Source organism: Flavobacterium sp. GW821-FHT11G01, from assembly GCF_058808175.1.
The window spans coordinates 190,816-208,348 of sequence record NZ_JBXARK010000001.1 but is presented as its reverse complement, the minus strand read 5'-3'; the positions used below and the strand labels follow the sequence as shown (position 1 = coordinate 208,348).

The window sequence follows — 17,533 nt, the reverse complement described above, 5'->3', positions numbered from 1 at the left end:
GTTTTTTCAAAGAATAATTAATTCAATTTGAAGAAATGTAACAAAATACACCGGTATTATTCATTAAATAAACATTTTTTCATAATTCCTTAACCCAGAAATTCAAAAAACTTCCGTAATTATTACGAATTTATTTTTTTATAGTGTTAAAAATTGCTTTTTTAAAAATATACCCCCATCTAAATTGCGCTTCTCTAAAAAATAATACTCCGTAAAACAAAATAGCCCCCTAATTTTTAGGACTAAAAAAATAAATCTATATTTGACCCAGCGAAAAAAAACAAAAAAATAAATTTATATTATTATGGCTAAAATTAAGTTAGAGTACATTTGGTTAGATGGATATGAACCAACTCAAAATCTTAGAAGTAAAACTAAAGTAGAAGAACACGAAAATTTCAAAGGTACATTAGAAGAACTTGGAAATTGGTCATTTGATGGTTCGTCAACAAAACAAGCAGAAGGTGGTTCTTCAGACTGTCTTTTAGTTCCTGTTGCAATTTACCCTGATCCAACACGTATCAACGGATATTTAGTAATGTCTGAAGTTATGTATGCTGACGGTACACCACACCCTTCTAACGGAAGAGCTACAATTGATGATGATAATGAAGATTTCTGGTTTGGTTTCGAACAAGAATATTTCATCATGGATACTAAAACTTTATTGCCATTAGGTTTCCCTGTTGGAGGATATCCTGCTCCACAAGGTATGTACTACTGCTCTGTTGGTGGAAAAAACACTCACGGAAGAAAATTAGTAGAAGAACATGCTGATTTATGTATCGCTGCCGGAATTAACTTTGAAGGTATTAACCAAGAGGTTGCTTGCGGACAATGGGAATTCCAATTATTCGCTAAAGGTGCTAAAAAAGCCGGAGACGAAATTTGGGTTGCTCGTTACTTATTAGATCGTTTGACTGAAAAATATGGTTACTATATCGAATATCACCCAAAACCATTAGGAGATACAGACTGGAATGGTTCAGGTATGCATGCTAACTTCTCTAACGAGGTGTTAAGAACATGTGGAGACCAGGCAACTTACGAAAGAATTTGTGAGGCTTTCCGTCCTGTTACTGCTGAGCACATCGCGGTTTACGGAGCTTACAATGACCAACGTTTAACTGGTAAACACGAAACTGCATCTATCCACGATTTCTCTTATGGAGTTTCAGACAGAGGATGTTCTATCAGAATTCCTTTAATGACTGTTCAAAAAGGATGGAAAGGTTGGTTAGAAGACAGAAGACCAGCTTCAAACGGAGACCCATACAAAATTGCTGCTAGAATTATCAAAACTGTAAAATCAGCTTTGTAATTATAGTTCAAATTATACTGAAAAGTGTCATCTTAATTGATGGCACTTTTTTTTTGCACAATTTTGTCATTTCAACGAAGGAGAAATCACACTAGAGACTCAGCAAAGCATGTTACCATCTTTGTGATTTACGCATGTGATTTCTCCTTCGTCGAAATGACAAAGATTGCGTTAAATTTGAAAGTAATTTTCTAATAATTAATTTTTAAGTTAAACTTCAAAACTTATCTTTGTAAATCATTTAAAAAATATCACAATGGTCTGGATTTTCTTTTTATTAGCCGTCATAATTATTCTTGCTTTAGATTTGGGCGTTTTTAACAAAACACCTCATATTATCAGTACTAAAGAAGCAAGTAAATGGACATTGATTTGGGTGACACTTTCATTTGCATTTTCAGGAGTAATTTACTGGCTTTATACTACAGATTATATCGCTAACCCGGATCAGCTCAAACCTGCCGTTGCTTCTATGAAGTTTATTACAGGTTACTTAATAGAACTTTCTTTGAGTGTTGATAATATTTTTGTGATTGCGATTATTTTTGCTTCGTTTAAGATTCCGCAAAAATACCAGCATCGTGTTTTGTTCTGGGGAATTTTAGGAGCGATCGTTTTCCGTGGTTTAATGATTTTCTTCGGAGTAATGTTAATTAATAAATTTACATGGACTACTTATGTATTTGGTTTATTCTTGCTTTTTACCGCTGTAAAAATGTTATTTTCTGGTGAAGACGAAGATTTTCATCCAAAAGATTCTTTTGTTTATAAAGTTTTAGGAAAAATAATCCCGATTACTTCTGAAACAGATGGTGAGAAATTTTTCCTTTTAACCGAAAAAGGAAAAAAAGCAGCTACTCCATTATTTGTAGCTTTAATTGTTATTGAAGTTATGGATGTACTTTTTGCAGTAGACAGCGTTCCCGCAATCTTAGCTATTACATCTGACCCTTTTTTAGTGTTCAGTTCTAATATTTTTGCAATTCTTGGTTTACGTTCTATGTATTTCTTCCTTGCAAATATGCTGGCAAAATTCAGTTACTTAGAATATAGTTTAGTTGCTATTTTAGCCTTTGTTGGATTAAAAATGCTACTTCATGATTTTATTCACGTTCCGGAATGGGCTTCTTTAGGATTTATTGCACTTTCGCTTTTAGTGGGAATATTGGTTTCTCTTAAATTTGGGAAAGAAAAAGAACTTACAGATTTAGATCTGGATTAATTTTCCGGAATTATATATTCATAAAAAAAGGAGATCAACATTGATCTCCTTTTTTACTTCTAATCTTATGATTATTTTATTCTCTTAACATTACTGTCATCAATATTATACTTTTTAATAACTGCATTATAATCTGAATAATCAACTTTATTTACAGTTTTAGAATTTGGTCCTCCAGTATTAACTCCATCATCTCCAGGAATAATAACAACTCTAAATACTTTTGCTGTTGTAAAACTAGATGGTAACTGATTTAAAGGAAAACTAGCATCGATCAAAATAGAAAATTGATCATATGAGAATTCATAATTATACTGTGCTGTACCGCTTGGGAAATAATAAATTTGTGGTAATAATGCCCAAGTATCAATTCCACTATTAGTATTAACTAATTGATAAATCAAAAGATTATCTCCTGAATACATTTTAGGATTTAAAGGAAAGGTTCTACCATAATTATTAGCAGATGTGAAATCCATCTGAACTTCAAAAACTTCAGCAATCCATTCACCACCATCTTGTCCCGGAGGTCCTTCTGGTCCTTCACAACTAGAGAATGCTATAAGTCCAACAATTGCGAAAAGGGTAAGTATCTTTTTCATAATATATTTTATTTTTTAAGGTTTATATATAAAGGTATTTCAAAAATCAAACCAAAAAAAATATTTCACTACTTCTCTGTTAAAATTTTTCTTATTTCTTTGCAACCAACTGATTTTTAAGCAATATTTTATTAAAAAATAATACATGATAAGGTAATGAATTTTCCCAATAATCCCATGTATGTGCTCCAGGTCGTTCTGTGTAATCATGTTCAACTTTATTATAAACTAATCTTCGGTGCAATTCACGGTTTGGTTCTATTAAAAAATCATCAACACCGCAATCTATAATTAAAGGCAATTTATTTTCTTTGATTTTATCCAACATATTCATAACAGCATATTTTGCGTACATTTCAGAGCTGTCACTTTTATCTCCAAATACAGGCTGCATCAATTTGACAACTTGAGCCGAAGATTCACGATTCAGCATTGTACTCATGTCTACTGCTCCACTCATACTTCCGGCAGCGCAGAATAAATCAGGATGCTTAGTGGATAAATAAAGTGCGCCGTGTCCGCCCATCGAAAGGCCGGTGATTACTCTTCCGTTTCTGTTGCTAATCGTTCGGTACGTTTTATCTACTTTCTGAATAACTTCCTGGGTAATAAAAGTCTCAAACTGACTTTCTTTGTTTACCGGACTATCCAGATAAAAACTAAAAGTTTCACCTTCGGGCATTACTATAATCATATTGTATTGATCTGACAATCCCTGAACTAATTTTTTATTAGGTGTGTTTTTCAACCAATCACCAAAATGTCCGTAAGCACCGTGAAGTAAATAGAGTACCGGATATGCCGTTTTACTTTTGGCATACGAATTTGGTAATACAACTGCAGCTTTGTAGGTTTTACTCATCGCTGTACTGGCAATTTGCAAAGTATCTACTTTTGCAGCATAACTCATAGACGAAATGCACAAAAAAGCTGCAAATACTAAAATTTTAAAATTTTTCATATTGGTATTTTTTGATTAGGGATTGTAAATATACTTTTTTCAAAATAAATGATATGAAAAATCTCACCTGTTTTTTATCGATAAGATTATCTATTTGTTGTATTTTTTTTCCACATATTAAAATCTGATAGAAATAAAAAAACCATTCGTTACGACGAATGGTTTTTTACTTTATGAATATTTATTTCCTACCAAATTGCGACGCGCAAACTATCCGGTTGATACATTTTATCTCCTTTTTTGACATTAAATGCTTTATAAAATTCCGGAATATTACTCAACGGTCCGTTTACTCTAAATTGTTCCGGTGCGTGAACATCAGTGGTAATAAGATTTAATTTAGATTTATCTCTCCTATTTACCATCCAGGAATAAGCATATGCAAGAAAATAACGCTGACCTGGAGTCTGTCCGCTGATTTTTTCATTATTTTTATATTGAGCCGTTTTTTGAAAAGCCTCATACCCCATAACTACTCCTCCTAAATCGGCAATATTTTCACCCTGAGTTGCATCTCCGTTTACATTTTTTCCAAGAATAGTAAATTTATTGTATTGAGAAACAATCAATTTGGTTTTATCATTAAATTTTTTCAAATCTTCTGCAGTCCACCAATTATTTAAATTTCCTTTTTCATCATATTGGCTTCCCTGATCATCAAATCCGTGTGTAATTTCATGTCCGAAGAATGAACCTCCAATTACACCGTACAATATTGCATCGTCTGGTATACGACCTTCATAACCTGGCACTATAATATTACAAGCCGGAATAACAATCTCATTATTACTCGGATTATAATATGCATTATAGGTTTGTGGCTGCATAACCCATTCGTTTCTGTCAACCGGTTTACCAAATTTATTGGTCATATAATTGTAATCCCAAATTTTTGCTTTCATGACATTGCCGCAATATGATTTTCTGTCAATTACCAGTGAGCTCATATCTTTCCATTTATCAGGATAACCCAATTTCATTACAATTTTACTCAGTTTGTATAATGCTTTTTGTTTCGTGGTTTCGCTCATCCAATCTAACTTTTTGATATGCGAAGCAAATACATCACGAATATTATTTCCAACTTCCAATAGTTTTTCTTTTACTCCTTTTGGCATATAATCACTAACATATACCTGACCAACCAATTCGCCTAAATATTCATCCGTTTTTCCCACCACTCTTTTCCAACGAGGCTTTTGAGTTGAGACACCAATCATTACGGTAGAATAAAACTTGAAATTTTCTTTCTCAATAGCTGCATTTAAATACGGTGCATAAGAATGCAAAAGATTCCATTTCAAATAAGTCTTCCACTCCTCAATTGTATAGCTTTTTAAAATGCTGTTAAATGCCTTAAAGAATTCAGGCTGACCAACAATTACAGTATCAGCTTTTGCTATTCCTAAAATCGGAAGTACTTTTTTCCAGTCAATATTTGGTGTAAGGACATTAAATTGATTAACGGTAAGTTTGTTATAGTTTTTTGCAGGATCGCGAAGCAATTCTAATTTTCGGGATGATTTTGCTAATTCCGTTTCCAGTTTCAGAATTGTTGCTGCACTCTTTCCTGCAACTGATTCATCTTCTCCCGTAAATCGCATCATTGTTTTAAGATGTGATGCATAAGCTGTTCTAATTTCTGTATTTCGCTTATCTGTTTCAAGATAAAAATCTCTCTGTCCCATACCTAAACCGTCTTGTAAAAAATACAATGCATATTTTGTACTTATCTTATCATCCTGATAAACATTAAATGAAAAAACCGGATCTACTCCAACCGTATGTAAATGTGCAATTGTATTTACAACGCCTTCAACATCGGTAATTTCGTTTATTTTTTTGATTTCGGGATTTAAGGGAGACAACCCTGCTTTTTCAATGGCAACAGTATCCATTCCGGAAGAATAAAAATCGCCAATTTTTTGTTTATTGCTTCCTTTAACGACAGATTCGTCTTTTGCTGCTTTTTCGCAAATGCTTTTAATTTGCCCGTTGATTGTATCCATAACAGTTCGCATTATACCATTATTACTGTCTGTGCCTGCAATCGGATTTTTTTTAAACCAGCCATTATTAGCATAATTAAAAAAATCGGTCGCGGGACTAATCGTTGTATCCCGATTAGTAATTAATGGATCTGAAAATGCTGTTTCTTTTTTGTTACAGCTAAAAAGAGTCATTCCTATAATAAAGAAGACAACAGGTTTTTTAAATAAATTCATTCAGTTATAAATTTGGTGGTTATATAAAAGCTAATATTTACGAGATTATTAGTTTTAAATTGTACTAATAATCTCGTAAATATATATTTTTTAACCTTATAAATGAATGGCTTAACTAATTATAATCTTGTGTTCGTGACGATATTGTGACGCACTTACACCAGTATACTGTTTAAAGGATTTACTAAAATGGCTAAAATTATTAAAACCACTTTCGTAACAAACTTCATTGATACTTATTGGTTTCTCTGCCAAAAGTTTTGAGGCATGAACCAAACGATATTCATTGACAAACTCGGTAAATGTTTTGTTTGAAACTTTCTTGAAATACCTGCAAAATGAAGGTGTTGTCATACTAACCAGACTTGAAACCTCATCTATAGCAATTGATTCCTGAAAATGATCTTTCACATAATTAAAAATCATTTTCATTCTGTCATTATCCTGAGTGTTCAATTCGAGTGAGAAACCATCTGCATTCAAAACGGTATACTCTTCTGACGCTTCCAGTTCGTCTAAAATACTCAAAAGAGTAAGCAAACGCTCAAACGGAAGCTGGTTCTCCATTTTTTCAATTTTATCACCAATTTGCTTTTTAGTTTTACCTCCAAAAGCAATTCCTCCTTTAGACTGTGTCAGGACATTTTGAACCCTTCTCATCTCTGGAGCACCAAAAAAGTCACTACCTAAGAATTCAGGCTTAATATGAATAACTGTTTCGTTTATATTTCCTGTCAACTCATTTGTAAAACCACAATGAGGTAAATTAGCACCTATTAGCATCAAACTACCATTTGTATAATAAGAAACATGGCTTCCTATTTGTCTTTTCCCTGCCCCGCCGTTAATATAAACCAACTCAATTTCAGGATGATAATGCCATAAATGAGCTTTACTATTGGTCTTTTCGGCGTGTTTAGTGTAGGTAAAAGAACTTCCGTATGAGTTTGATATCACTTCAAGAGCTGGGGCTATTGTCTTCATGATATATTTTTTAAATAATAATAGCAAATTTAACAAAAACACCTAAAATAATTCAAATTTTAACCTATAACGGTTTCGTAAATGAGAATTCATCATCGTTTTTCATCTTTAAATTATGTCGAAAAAAGGCTTATTTAGCCATTTTTTTTCAGACCCTTATTTTTATCCATGATTTTTTTAATATATCATATTTAATCAGGCATTTTTATATATATAAAGCATTTTTGTAAGAATGTTAGAATATTATAAAAATGTTAAAAAATAAAAAATGATTGAAAAATAATTCCAGAATTAACCAAAACACCAATAATAATTCAAATTTTAACCTATAACGGTTTCGTAAATGAGAATATAGCATATAAATCGGCAAATATAGTTGTGAAAAAAAATCAACAACCGAAGTAATTTAGCATCAGAAAAAGAAACTAATAATTTAAAGCATAATGATTATGAAAAAGATTTTAAAATTAAGTTTAGTATGTGCAGTACTTTTTACAGGAATGAGCACTTATGCAATTGATGGTAATGAAGATTTTGGCCTACATGTATTAAAAGGAAGCGGAAACGGAAAATTAGTAACTTTTGCTCTTAATCAGGTTAAAAAAGCAAGTCTAACTATATATGATAAAGATGGTTCAATACTTTATCATGAAAACGCTTCTGGTAAAGATGGAATCTTAAGAACTTTTAGTTTTGAAGAATTTCCAGCAGGAACTTACATCTTAGAAGTTGAAGACAGTTCAAAAAAAGTAAAACATGAAATTACAGTAACTGATGATGCTTCTGTATTATCATCAAAAGCAGTTTCATCAGTTTATAAAGCAGATTCTGCTGCTAAAAATACAAGCGTAGTAGTACGCTAAAAAAGTTATACTCTTATAAAGTATAAAAATGAGGTTAGATAGTTAGTAAAGTTTAAAAACTGTATAGTTTTAGAAACAGCTCTTTGTGGTTATTGAGCTGTTTTTTTTTGCTTTTAACTTAATCATTTAACCGCAAAGTACGCAAAGGTTTATTCTGGATTACTTATAGCACACATAAGTTCGCAAAGCTTTATCAATACAAAGCTTTGTGAACTTTGTGTTTGTAAAAACAGGGTATAAAAAACCTTTGCGCACTTTGCGGTTAATTTTTTACGAACCTATTTTTTGTAAGAAATACAGATAATTTCACATTATCTTAATTCATACGAAACATTGAAAAATAATAACCATATCAACGAAAACGCTAAAAATAATTCAAATTTTAACCTATAACGGTTTCGTAAATGAGAATATAGCATAGAAATTGGAAAATAGAGTTGTGCAAAAAACAGTATAACTGAAGTAATTTAGCATCAGAGAATTAGAACTAATAATTTAAAAACTAATGCCATGAAAAAGAATTTAAAATTGAGTTTAGTATGTGCAGTGCTTTTCACAGGAATGAGCACTTATGCAATTGACGGGAATGAAGATTTTAACCTTCATGTATTAAAAACAAATGGAAAACTAGTGACTTTTGCGCTTAACCAGGTTAAGAAAGCAACTTTAACTATTTACGACCAAGATGGTTCTGTACTATATTATGAAAATGCTTCTGGTAAAGATGGAATTCTAAGAACTTTCCGTTTCGAAGAATTTCCGGAAGGAACTTACATCTTAGAAGTAGAAGACAGTGTAAAAAAAGTGAAACATGAAATTACAATTACTGACGAAACTTCAGTTTTATCATCAAAAGCAATTTCATCAGTTTATAAAGCAGATTCTGCTGCAAAAAATACAAGCGTAGCAGTACGCTAAAAAAGTTTATACTTCTCATAAAGTATAAAATGAGGTTAGATAGTTAGTAAAGTAAAAACGTGATTGTTTATAAACAGCTCTTTGTGGTTATTGAGCTGTTTTTTTTGTGCTTTATTTAACCGCAAAGAACGCCAAGTTTACGCAAAGTTCGCAAAGTTTAATTATAAGCTTTGCGAACTTTGCTTTTTCAATTGCGCTTTTTGCGGTTAAATTTTAAAACATTTTTGTAAGAAATAGAGATAAATTTACATTATCTTAATTTAGGTAAAACGTTGAAAAATAATAACCATATCAACGAAAACGATAAAAATAATTCATATTTTAACCTATAACGGTTTCGTAAATGAGAATACAGCATCGAAATTGGAAAATAGAGTTGTGAGAAAAAATTCATAACTGAACTAATTTAGCATCAGAGAATTAGAACTATTAATTTAAAACTAATGCCATGAAAAAGATTTTAAAATTGAGTTTAGTATGTGCTGTACTTTTCACTGGAATGAGTACTTATGCAATCGACGGGAATGAGGATTTTAATCTTCATGTTTTAAAAACAAATGGAAAGCTTATCACATTTGCCCTTAATCAGGTAAAAAAAGCAAGCTTGGCTATTTATGACAAAGATGGTAATCTAATTTATTCTGAATATGCTTCAGGTAAAGATGGAATTTTGAGAACTTTTAGCTTAGAAGAATTTCCGGAAGGAACTTACTATCTGGAAGTTGAGGATAATGTAAAAAAAGTAAAGCATGAAATTACTATTACTGATGGAACTTCTGTTTTATCAAAAAAAGCATTTTCATCAGTTTACAAAGCAGGTTTTTACGATAAAAATACAAGTGTGGCTACACGCTAAAAAGTTATACTCTCTTACAGTATAAAAATGAGCTTCGATAGTTAGTAAAGTAAAAACATGATGTTTTAAAAACAGCTCTTTGTGGTTATGGAGCTGTTTTTTTATGCCTTATATTTTTTGAAACCCCTTGCCGAATTATTTTTGAAAAACTATTCTTAATAATTTTAAAAGTCTGGTTTTTACACTTTTAAAAAATAACACAAAAAAACATCCAATCCTTAAGTTTTTACGTACATACTTTAATAAAAACATAGAAAGATCTTTAATTCAGCAACTTATCCGTTTGAAAACGGCATTTTTTTGCACAAAATTAATTTTTTTTGCTAGTTTTACCGTTCCACTATATTAGTATTAACAATTAAAAAAACAATTAAAAAAGACATGACAAAATTTACCCAAATGGGCTTAGTTGTTGCCTTATTTTTAACAACAATTTTTACCTACGCAATTGATGGAAAAGGAGATTATATTTTGAATATAATTACCGGAAACGGAAAAGTAGTTAGCTTTACTTTAAACACCGTTGAAAAATCAGTTTTTTCTATTTATGACCAAAACAATAATTTAGTTTACACAGGAGACTCTGCTGCAGACAAATTAGAGATTTCTAAAACAATAAGTTTAGAAGGTTTTCCAGCCGGAACTTATGTATTAGAAGTAAAAGAAAATGGTACGGTTGCAAAACATGAAATTAAAGTTGTGGCTAAAAAAGTGAAAAAAACTTCTTTAGACGAATCTGTAAACGAAAGTCCTGCTTTTCGTCGTTAATCACTCTTTTTGCCCAAAAAAGTAAAAGCAGCTCTTTACCAGGAGCTGCTTTTTTTCTTTATAATACAATATAACAGAATTATTCCGTTACACTATTACAGACTTAACAAACTGTAATTATGGAAGTTAATCTAAAATTATAGCTGTAAAAAAATCAAACTTGAATAGATTTAAATACATTTGCACTATTAAAGTTACTTATTCTCAGAGGCGTATGAAAAAAAAGTTAGCCATTTTATTATTATTAAATCTTTTTTGTTTAGAGCTTTCTGCTCAGAATGAAAATTACGTGACCAATAAAATAGGCGAAAAATACGCTTACATTGATGTAACCAAAACTTACGAGAAAGTGGCTGCAAAAGGTTATAAGTCTATAGATTTATTCCAAAAACTAGGAAATTCTTCTTATGCTATTTGTAATCTGGATAAAGCAGCAAAATGGTACGGCGAGTTATTTGCTATGACATATGATCTTGACCCCATGTACTATTACCGTTATGCCGAATCCTTGCGATTCATTTCTCAAAATGAAAAAGCTGATGCGCTGATTGAAAGATTAAAACGTAAATCAAAATAAACGCTGCTCATTTTTAGATCTGCTTTTTATTTAATTTGTTTCCGTAATAATTTTATACAATTCCTGACAATAAGTAAACTTGTCATTTTGTTGGTTTCTTTTATATTCCTGCCCAGTTTCATAAACCGAAACCTGAAACCAAAATAATATCCTAATAGCCATATTCTGGACTAAAGGATTTTTGTTGTCAAGTTTCATAACATTTAAATCCTGAATTTCAGATTTCCAAAACTTAAAATTAGTATTACTCTTAGCCGATTTTAATTCCTGGTCAAAACGAAGCGAAAGTTTATCCAAAATTTTATTTTCCAAAACCTTTATCTCCTCCATTTTTGCTATTTCATCTTTGTACTCTTTAGATTTTTTGATTTCGGCAATATTAGCTCTTAGAAAATTGTCTTCATTCGTATTAAAAAAAGTAATTCCTTTTTCGTACGCATTTACCGAAAGCACCATTTCTTTATTCGCCTTTAAACTATCCCCTATTCGCAGATTCTTATTATAAATTTGTTTAATAATAGTATCGTTCTTTGGTCTTATATTTTTTCTATAAGCCTGAATTTCCAACCAGTTAAATGCGAGAAGCATTTCAGATTGTTTCGGCCAAACATGTTCTTCATGAGCAATAAATAGTGTATTTACAATTTTTGTGTTATCCAGCCAATCTTTATTTTCTATCATTTCCTGATAATTCATATCCCGATCTCCAACCATACCTACATACGAAAAATTATTAGAAGGAGGTATAAACTTATCCATACCATTAAAAGAAGCGCCACAAGCAATAACCCCTTGAAAAGCGCCTGCGGATATACCAAAAAAACCAGCTAATCTTGCACCACCCGAAAAACCTGAAATATAAAGTTGTGAAGTATCAATAGTATAGGTTTGCAATACATCATCAAATAATCTATTGGCAATAGTAATATTCTTTTCGACTGATCCATTTCTCAAAGTATTAGAGCATACCAAAATATAATGATACGTTTCTGCAGCCAGAATAAAGGGCTCAATTCCTTTTTTGCCTCTCGCAGCTGGCTCAAAAATAAAAACCAATGCCAATGGGGTTTTACCATCGTATTTTTTAGGGAAATATATTGCATAGGATTCTGTTGGAGCAACTGCAATTTTCACCGAATCGATAATAACTCCCGTTTTTAATAATTGTTTATTTTGGGCATACCCAAAAACCGTAACAAAAAGAAAGAGAATATAATAGACAGTACTTTTCATGACATTAAAATTAAAAAAACCTTTCGTTTCTGAAAGGTTTTTATTTTCGTTAAAAATCTGAAGATTTTACCTATTGCTGTGCGAAGTCTTCCGACTTCGTGCCGGTCGCTATATTCTATTCCAATATTATTATGTTTTATTCTCTTCGTTGATTATTGGAATGGGTACGAAGCCAGGAGACTTCGCAGAGCGGGGAGCGTAATAAAAATAACAATCATACTTATTGTATACTATATTTTAATTATTAATAAACTTTTCGAAAATTTTTGATTTATATTTTTTGATTTAGTTTTATAACTCCTATTGATGATATTATAAAAGTCAAAAAGAGAAATAAAAACAAAAAATCGATTCTTTTATAATTAGTTATTAAACTAGGTATCTGTGTTATTAATAAACCTAAAAAGCAAAAAAGTAAAATTTTATTGTTTTTACTAATAAAAAAAACAACTAAAGTAGCCAATATAGGTACAACAAAAAGTCCTTGCCAAAATATAGTATCTAACTGACCAAATATGCTCATAATAAATAGCCATAAACAATATAATAAAAAAGCAAAATATGGAATTCCATTTTCACTAAGTCCTGGTAGCATTAAAAATGAAATTATTGCTACTATTTTTAGAATTTTTATTAAGAACATATTTTTTTTGTTTTTGGTGCATAATTAGTCTTTGAAGTATGATTTGGTAGTTTTTCTAATATGCTTTCTACTGTGTCAGGAGTATCAATCTGATTATTACTTTTAACTCCCACAATACTTAATACATCAGTTGCGAAATCAGAACAATTATTATTATCTAGTTCGTACCAACTACTTTGATATTTTTCTGACAAAGAAATAATTTTCTGCAATTGTAGTGGCGTAATTTGTCCTATGTTTCCGGATACATTATAAATATGGCCTCCATTTTCTCCCATATGCTGGCGCGAGCGTCCCGCTCGTGCACATAAGTTATCTTAATTCTTTTTATAAAACTTTGAGTTGACGAGCTGACACACACGACAGCAGGGTCAATAAGTAAAAGCAAAAATTGGAGCGTATATTCCCATTTTTAAAAATTCAAATCTATTTACATTTTTTATAAATTTTATACAATAAATATATTACTGCTATCCAAAATATAATACATAATATCTGCCATATAAATAGCATAATATTAAAATCGTCTATTATTACCATTTCCATAAATACAATTTTATTTTACCCTACTCCCTGAAATTTTAATTTTAAGGTTCATAATTTTAAGGTTTTGAATTAATTAAAACCAAATTATCACTCTAAAAACCAAATACTTGACACTAAAAATTTAATAAATATCAAAATAAGACACTTTTTAAAACAATAAATTATTTATAATTTTCAATAGTATAAAAAACATCTTGACATAATTTAAACAAAAAAACCTCCCATTTCTGAGAGGTTTTTTAAATCTATAAAACAGTAAAACTTACATATTCCTTCTATACTGACCACCAACTTCAAACAACGCCGAAGTAATCTGACCTAAAGAACAAACCTTTGTAGCCTCCATTAAATGATCGAATAAATTTTCGTTTTTAATCGCTGCTTCTTGTAGTTTATTTAAATGCTCATTAACTTTTGCTTCGTGAAATTGATGCAAATTCTCAAGCATGGTGATTTGATATTGTTTTTCTTCTTCGGTGGCGCGAATTACTTCTGCCGGAATTACTGTTGGAGAACCTTTTGAACTTAAGAAAGTATTTACACCCACAATTGGGAAATCGCCATTGTGTTTCAACGTTTCATAATACAAACTTTCTTCCTGAATTTTAGAACGTTGGTACATTGTTTCCATTGCACCCAAAACGCCGCCTCTTTCCGTAATTCTGTCGAATTCTTGTAAAACCGCAGCTTCAACTAAATCAGTTAATTCTTCGATGATAAACGATCCCTGAATTGGGTTTTCGTTTTTAGCTAAACCTAATTCTTTATTGATAATCAACTGAATCGCCATTGCACGACGTACAGATTCTTCCGTTGGTGTTGTAATCGCTTCATCATATGCATTAGTATGCAATGAATTACAGTTATCATAAATTGCATATAAAGCTTGCAATGTTGTTCTGATATCATTGAAATCAATTTCCTGAGCGTGTAACGAACGTCCAGAAGTCTGAATATGATATTTCAACATTTGTGCTCTTTCGTTGGCTCCGTATTTGTTTTTCATGGCTTTCGCCCAAATTTTACGTGCCACACGACCTATAACTGAATATTCGGGATCTACTCCGTTTGAAAAGAAGAACGATAAATTCGGGCCAAAATCGTTAATGCTCATCCCTCTACTTAAATAATATTCCACGTAAGTGAAACCATTCGAAAGCGTAAAAGCCAACTGCGTAATTGGATTTGCTCCCGCCTCGGCAATATGATATCCTGAAATTGAAACCGAATAAAAATTACGAACGTTTTTAGTAATAAAATATTCCTGAACGTCACCCATTAATCTCAAAGCAAATTCAGTTGAGAAAATACAAGTGTTTTGCGCCTGATCTTCTTTTAAAATATCAGCCTGAACAGTTCCACGAACTTGCGATAATGTTTTGACTTTTATTTCATTATAAACATCTAAAGGTAAAACCTGATCTCCGGTAACACCCAAAAGCATTAATCCTAAACCGTTATTTCCTTCCGGTAAATCGCCTTGATAATGCGGACGCTCTGTTCCTTTTTCTTTATATATTTTGTTGATTTTTGCTTCAACTTCTTTTTCTAAATTATTCTCCTTTATATAATACTCACATTGCTGATCGATCGCCGCATTCATAAAGAAACCTAACAACATTGGCGCAGGCCCATTAATGGTCATACTTACAGAAGTTAAAGCATGTACTAAATCAAAACCGGAATACAATTTTTTGGCATCATCTAAACAGCAGATTGAAACTCCGGCATTTCCAATTTTCCCGTAAATATCAGGACGAATGTCCGGATCGTTTCCGTATAAAGTAACACTATCAAAAGCGGTTGAAAGTCGTTTTGCCGGTAATCCCGCGCTCACATAATGAAAACGCTTGTTCGTTCTTTCCGGTCCTCCCTCGCCCGCAAACATTCTTGACGGATCTTCGCCTTCACGTTTAAACGGATATAATCCTGAAGCAAATGGAAATTCTCCAGGAACATTTTCCTGTAAATTCCAACGTAAAATATCGCCCCAAGCTTCATATTTAGGTAAAGCAATTTTCGGAATTTGTAAATGCGATAAACTTTCAGAATGCGTTGCAATCTTGATTTCTTTGTCGCGCACTTTAAAGGAGTAAACCGGATTTTTATATTTGGTAACTTTCTCCTCCCAATTCAGAATAATTTCCCAATTGTACGGATCTAAATCCATTTTTACTTTATCGAATTGATTCAGCAAAAGATTCAAAAAGATTCTGTTTTCATCATGCGCTTCGGTTGCGCTTGGCAGAACAGTAGAATCATCAATTCCCGCTTTTATAATTTGTGGAATTTTTCCAGAAACCGATTCAATGGTTTTGAAAATTCCGTATAATTTCTGTGCTACTTTTTGTTGCGAAAGTGCGATTTCATCATAACTTCTATTATTCTCTGCAATTTCAGATAAATAACGTGTTCTGTGAGGCGGAATCACGAAGATTTTCTCGCTCATTTCTTTCGTAATCTGGAAAGTCGATTTTAATTCGGATTGTGTTTTCTCAACAATTTTATCCATAATCGCTTTGTAAAGCGTGTTCATTCCAGGATCATTAAATTGAGAAGCAATAGTTCCAAAAACCGGCATATCATCCGGATTTTTATCCCATAAATTATGATTGCGCTGGTATTGTTTTTTTACATCACGAATCGCATCTAAAGCGCCTCTTTTGTCAAACTTGTTCAAAGCTACTAAATCAGCAAAATCAAGCATGTCGATTTTCTCTAATTGTGTTGCAGCTCCAAATTCCGGAGTCATTACATATAAGGATACATCAGAATGATCCATAATCTCTGTATCTGATTGTCCAATTCCTGAAGTTTCCAGAATAATTAAATCGTATTTTGCAGCTTTTAAAACCTGAATCGCTTCAGCAACATATTTAGATAAAGCCAAATTAGATTGACGCGTTGCCAAAGAACGCATGTAAACACGAGAATTATTAATCGCATTCATTCGGATTCTGTCTCCTAATAAAGCTCCTCCCGTTTTTCTTTTTGATGGATCTACAGAAATTAATCCGATAGTTTTTTCGGGAAAATCAATTAAAAAACGACGAACCAATTCATCTACCAAAGAAGATTTTCCGGCACCCCCAGTTCCTGTAATTCCTAAAACCGGAATTTTAGAATTGATATTGCTTTCGTGAATTTTATCGAAAACGGGTTTTGCGATTTCAGGAAAATTCTCTGCTGCCGAAATTAAACGTGCAATTGCAGTTGGAACTTTATTTTCGATATGATCGATCTCTCCATTTAGTTTATCTCCGATAGGAAAATCGGATTGCTGAACCAAATCATTAATCATTCCCTGAAGTCCTAATGATCGGCCATCATCCGGTGCATAAATTCGGGTAATACCATATTCATGTAGTTCTGAAATTTCGCTTGGCAGGATTACTCCTCCGCCTCCGCCAAAAATCTTGATATGTCCTGCTCCTTTTTCCTGAAGTAAATCATACATATATTTAAAGTATTCATTGTGCCCACCCTGATAAGATGTCATCGCAATGGCATTAGCATCTTCCTGAATAGCAGTATTTACAACTTCTTCAACGCTTCTGTCGTGACCTAAATGAATTACCTCAACACCTGTTGACTGTATAATACGACGCATAATATTGATTGCGGCATCATGTCCGTCAAAAAGAGAAGCTGCAGTAACAATTCTTACTTTATTTTTAGGAATATATGGTATTTGTTGTTCCATTTTATGAATATGATAATTTTAAGGGAGCAATTTACAAAATATTTTAATATTTGATCACCTCCATAGCTTTATGTTAACAAAAAAAAAGAATAGTTTTTTCATCCAATAGGG

Annotated in this window: 15 protein-coding genes; 7 read left to right on the top strand and 8 right to left on the bottom strand. The window is 31.9% G+C overall.

The genetic code is table 11. The annotated features are described in order from the left end of the window. Window positions 1-304: 304 nt before the first annotated feature. The gene (locus AC1RRN_RS00935) at window positions 305-1,321 is read left to right on the top strand and encodes a glutamine synthetase beta-grasp domain-containing protein (protein ID WP_072971733.1); all 1,017 of its coding nucleotides are present in this window, start codon (window positions 305-307) and stop codon (window positions 1,319-1,321) included. 256 nt (window positions 1,322-1,577) lie between these two features. After that, window positions 1,578-2,543, top strand: a complete 966-nt coding sequence (locus tag AC1RRN_RS00930; RefSeq protein WP_492965469.1) for a TerC family protein — start codon at window positions 1,578-1,580, stop codon at window positions 2,541-2,543. Between the two features lie 71 nt (window positions 2,544-2,614). On the opposite strand, the gene AC1RRN_RS00925 is transcribed toward AC1RRN_RS00930, so the two are convergent. The 4 genes from AC1RRN_RS00925 to AC1RRN_RS00910 form a co-directional block, all read right to left on the bottom strand. After that, window positions 2,615-3,145 carry a hypothetical protein gene (locus tag AC1RRN_RS00925; RefSeq protein ID WP_492965468.1) on the bottom strand — a complete coding sequence of 177 codons (531 nt, stop codon included), beginning with the start codon at window positions 3,143-3,145 and terminating at the stop codon, window positions 2,615-2,617. A 91-nt stretch (window positions 3,146-3,236) separates the two neighbouring features. Further along, window positions 3,237-4,106, bottom strand: a complete 870-nt coding sequence (locus AC1RRN_RS00920; RefSeq protein ID WP_492965467.1) for an alpha/beta hydrolase — start codon at window positions 4,104-4,106, stop codon at window positions 3,237-3,239. A gap of 188 nt (window positions 4,107-4,294) precedes the next feature. Next, a complete protein-coding gene (locus AC1RRN_RS00915) occupies window positions 4,295-6,331 on the bottom strand; it encodes a M13 family metallopeptidase (protein ID WP_492965466.1) in 2,037 nt (678 codons plus the stop codon). Window positions 6,332-6,442: 111 nt separating this feature from the next. After that, entirely contained in the window at window positions 6,443-7,315 is an 873-nt protein-coding gene (locus AC1RRN_RS00910) for an AraC family transcriptional regulator (protein ID WP_492965465.1), read from the bottom strand. Between the two features lie 449 nt (window positions 7,316-7,764). Between AC1RRN_RS00910 and AC1RRN_RS00905 the strand changes: the two genes are divergently transcribed. The 5 genes from AC1RRN_RS00905 (at window position 7,765) to AC1RRN_RS00885 (ending at window position 11,297) form a co-directional block, all read left to right on the top strand. Further along, window positions 7,765-8,178: a T9SS type A sorting domain-containing protein gene (locus tag AC1RRN_RS00905; RefSeq protein ID WP_492965464.1), complete on the top strand. Its 414-nt coding sequence runs from the start codon at window positions 7,765-7,767 to the stop codon at window positions 8,176-8,178. A gap of 510 nt (window positions 8,179-8,688) precedes the next feature. Next, window positions 8,689-9,096, top strand: coding sequence for a T9SS type A sorting domain-containing protein (locus AC1RRN_RS00900; protein WP_492965463.1), 408 nt, complete (start codon window positions 8,689-8,691; stop codon window positions 9,094-9,096). 448 nt (window positions 9,097-9,544) lie between these two features. Continuing rightward, a complete protein-coding gene (locus tag AC1RRN_RS00895; protein ID WP_492965461.1) occupies window positions 9,545-9,952 on the top strand; it encodes a T9SS type A sorting domain-containing protein in 408 nt (135 codons plus the stop codon). A 381-nt stretch (window positions 9,953-10,333) separates the two neighbouring features. After that, window positions 10,334-10,720 carry a T9SS type A sorting domain-containing protein gene (locus tag AC1RRN_RS00890; protein ID WP_492965460.1) on the top strand — a complete coding sequence of 129 codons (387 nt, stop codon included), beginning with the start codon at window positions 10,334-10,336 and terminating at the stop codon, window positions 10,718-10,720. Between the two features lie 214 nt (window positions 10,721-10,934). Continuing rightward, entirely contained in the window at window positions 10,935-11,297 is a 363-nt protein-coding gene (locus tag AC1RRN_RS00885) for a flagellar motor protein MotB (RefSeq protein WP_492965459.1), read from the top strand. 30 nt (window positions 11,298-11,327) lie between these two features. On the opposite strand, the gene AC1RRN_RS00880 is transcribed toward AC1RRN_RS00885, so the two are convergent. The 4 genes from AC1RRN_RS00880 to AC1RRN_RS00865 all read right to left on the bottom strand — a co-directional run bounded on the left by AC1RRN_RS00880 (window position 11,328) and on the right by AC1RRN_RS00865 (window position 17,422). Beyond that, a complete protein-coding gene (locus AC1RRN_RS00880; RefSeq protein ID WP_492965458.1) occupies window positions 11,328-12,530 on the bottom strand; it encodes a hypothetical protein in 1,203 nt (400 codons plus the stop codon). 271 nt (window positions 12,531-12,801) lie between these two features. After that, window positions 12,802-13,173 (bottom strand): hypothetical protein, encoded by a 372-nt coding sequence (locus AC1RRN_RS00875; RefSeq protein WP_492965457.1) that lies wholly within the window; start codon window positions 13,171-13,173, stop codon window positions 12,802-12,804. Beyond that, window positions 13,164-13,451: a hypothetical protein gene (locus tag AC1RRN_RS00870; RefSeq protein WP_492965455.1), complete on the bottom strand. Its 288-nt coding sequence runs from the start codon at window positions 13,449-13,451 to the stop codon at window positions 13,164-13,166. The genes AC1RRN_RS00875 and AC1RRN_RS00870 overlap by 10 nt, the downstream gene beginning before the upstream one ends. A gap of 530 nt (window positions 13,452-13,981) precedes the next feature. Then, window positions 13,982-17,422: a methylmalonyl-CoA mutase family protein gene (locus tag AC1RRN_RS00865; RefSeq protein ID WP_492965454.1), complete on the bottom strand. Its 3,441-nt coding sequence runs from the start codon at window positions 17,420-17,422 to the stop codon at window positions 13,982-13,984. Window positions 17,423-17,533 lie beyond the last annotated feature (111 nt).